The sequence below is a fragment of the uncultured Microbulbifer sp. genome (assembly GCF_947498635.1).
In the GTDB taxonomy this organism is placed as follows: Bacteria; Pseudomonadota; Gammaproteobacteria; order Pseudomonadales; family Cellvibrionaceae; genus Microbulbifer; species Microbulbifer echini.
The window spans coordinates 1-2,621 of sequence record NZ_CANMKV010000084.1; the positions used below are offsets into that span (position 1 = coordinate 1).

4 protein-coding genes are annotated in these 2,621 nt (G+C 53.5%); all 4 read right to left on the minus strand.

Annotation, left to right across the window (positions count from 1 at the left end; all coding sequences use genetic code 11):
* Positions 1 to 115: 115 nt before the first annotated feature.
* Entirely contained in the window at positions 116 to 1,027 is a 912-nt protein-coding gene (locus Q1A69_RS19800) for a hypothetical protein (RefSeq protein ID WP_299589554.1), read from the minus strand.
* Between the two features lie 2 nt (positions 1,028 to 1,029).
* Positions 1,030 to 1,962, minus strand: a complete 933-nt coding sequence (locus Q1A69_RS19805; protein WP_299589557.1) for a hypothetical protein — start codon at positions 1,960 to 1,962, stop codon at positions 1,030 to 1,032.
* Entirely contained in the window at positions 1,950 to 2,393 is a 444-nt protein-coding gene (locus Q1A69_RS19810) for an NlpC/P60 family protein (protein ID WP_299589560.1), read from the minus strand. Before Q1A69_RS19810 ends, Q1A69_RS19805 begins: the two co-directional genes overlap by 13 nt.
* 6 nt (positions 2,394 to 2,399) lie before the next feature.
* Positions 2,400 to 2,621: phage BR0599 family protein (locus tag Q1A69_RS19815; protein WP_299589563.1), on the minus strand; the 222-nt coding region annotated here is incomplete at its 5' end.

The window sequence follows — 2,621 nt, forward strand, 5'->3', positions numbered from 1 at the left end:
TCTTGCAGGGCAATACCGCCGCGCTCGTAGTCGGTAATCGCGCGCACCGGCAGGGCGGCACCGCCGATAAAAGGTGCGGACATCGGCTCTAGAGATAGAGCTGATTGCGGCAGCATTAGAGTTCCCCTTCTCTACCCCAGCTTAAACTGACATCCACCGTCAGCTCGTGCTCGTTGGTTTTCACGATTGGCGGATCAACAGAGAACTGGAATTGGCCACAGCCAAATCGAAAGACAATCGTTTTTATTGTGATATTGCCCGCAGTTACATCCCATTGAACCCGCCCGGTGCGGGAGAAAGAATTATCGACATAGGCATCTGTGATAAACGCGGTCGCTCTTCTGTTAGTGTCAAAAGTGGGCATGGTTGTGGCATCCCCCATATCGTTTGCTGACACGTAGGCGTCATCATTAGGGCTACCTTTTTGCACAACAAACCGCCGACCTTTCCAGTAATAAGTACTCGTTATCCCCGCCGAGCGCAAAGTGATGTTATAGCCACTTACTGTGCTGACACCATCTCCCGTTGGGATCAATATCCGTAATTCATAGGTTACGGTTAAAATTTCATTTGACTGCACACTGATGGTCGTCGGATTGCCATCCGCATCCCGTATCAAGGCGCGACTAAATAAATTAGTCGCATCTACGCCGACGCCGATCTCTGCCAAGTTACCGGCGGCGGTCCCCTCGGGAAAGGTCCAGCCTTTTACAATCGATAAATAATTTTCGGTGGTGTTGATGGTCTGCGTGGCGTTAATTGAGTTCACAGAAGCCACCAAAGACTTGAGTGTCGTATCACTATTTGACGGCGTTATATTGCTAGAACCGAGCGCGCAGGTATAGAGAATGCCGTAGTAGTATGTCCAATCATCAGAAACCGTGGTTAACAGGTTGAGTCCATTATCCGTAATCAGATTAGGAAACCAATCTGCTAGCAAGCGTTCACGGCCTGTATTGATATTTTTGGCGTGCAGGCGATAGCGCCCTGATACGGCGAGCTTTGCCGTAGCGATGGGGAAAGACATCGTTATATTTCCTTTAGCGTAATTGCATTGACTGAGGCGGCGAGAGCAATGGCCTCTGCTTCGGGGCTGTAATCTAAGTAACCAACACTCCTTGCGAGCTGAATTGAGGAGACATTGGTGGCCAACGCCAATACCTCAGCATCTGCGGTATATGCCGAGCGAATGACTCTCTCAATCAATGCGAGGGACCCCACAGAGGCAGCAATCTCTAGCGGCTCTGGTATTGAGCTCAAAGCACTGCGCACTACAACCTCATGAAGCGCAATGGCCTTTACCGATGGCACTACCCCCAGACTCTCTGATATAGGGCGGCGTGATAGCTCTTGAGTGGATGCCCCCAAGTCGAGCATATCGCTAGCCTCCAGCGCATAGGGCCGACTGGTGACCATAGTTCCTTCGGCCCGCTCCACCTCAAACGCATACTGCGGAATCGCCCCGCCGGTACTGGTGAGGTTTTCGTTATCGATGACCAGATAACAGGTGCCGCGATAGGCGGGCACGTTGTTGATACCAAACGCGGCCTGCAGTACGGCCGAGGGCATTTGCTGGAAGCCGCCGAGAAAAAACTCGGCCAATTCCATAAACGCCTGGTTATTGTCGATCTGCGTAGGGTCGTTGCTATCGCGGTCGTAAACCAATTCGTTGTTGCGCCAGACTTTACAGATACCGGTAATCGGCCCTTCGCAAATGCGAATGGCGTAAGTGCGATACACCTCTTCGTTCACGACTTCAGTTTTACCGCCGCCCTTACCGCTTTTTTGCTTTTGTTTTTTCTTAACAATTTTCGGCGGCGTGGTGGCGATAATATTGCCCACCACCGGCTTTACCCGGCCAAAAATAATTTGGCGCGGCACCCCCGCCTTGCTGGTCTGCAGTTGGATCTTGTCGAACTTGCGCCCCTGAATGGTGGTCTTGCCGAAGATCAGGTTGCCCATGGCGAGTACACCTCCACCAGCAAGCGACGCCAGCGCGCATCCAATACATGCTCGCGGCAATCCTGATCGGCGTGGGCATGGATCAAACTAAAATCACCCGGGGCACCCAGGGGGTAATCTCCTAAAAACCCCACATGGCTGGGATCGCTGCGCTGCGGGGATTTAAAAACGGCAATATCCCCCGGCTGCCAGAACTGCTCCTCTATAGGTTCGCCAAAGCGCGCACGCATTTTCTGGCGCACCCCGTCTTTCCAGGGTTCGCGGCCGTAGTGTTTTTCATCTTCGATATTCAGGCCGGCGGCGCGCAGGCTGAGCACGATTAAGCCCACGCAATCCACGGCCCAGGCGGTGCGGCCCCGGTGCCGCCAGCGCACGCGCTTAGCCACCAGACCCCGCGCAAAGGTCAGTGTGTCGATTCTTTGTGGTTGCATAGTTCTTTAGTGTTGCTGCTGGCTGGAATTAAAAGAGGCCCCACCACCGGCACTGCCGGGCACACCGGCCCCTGGGGTATCGGATGCTTGGCCGATGGGGATTAGGTTTTCACCTTTAAAATCCAACCAATTGCCATGGTATTTACAGGTAGAAAACTGCTTGTCACAGTCTTCGCGTATTTCCAGCGCATCGCCCGGTTGCACGGCGAAGGGCAGCGGTTCGATTTG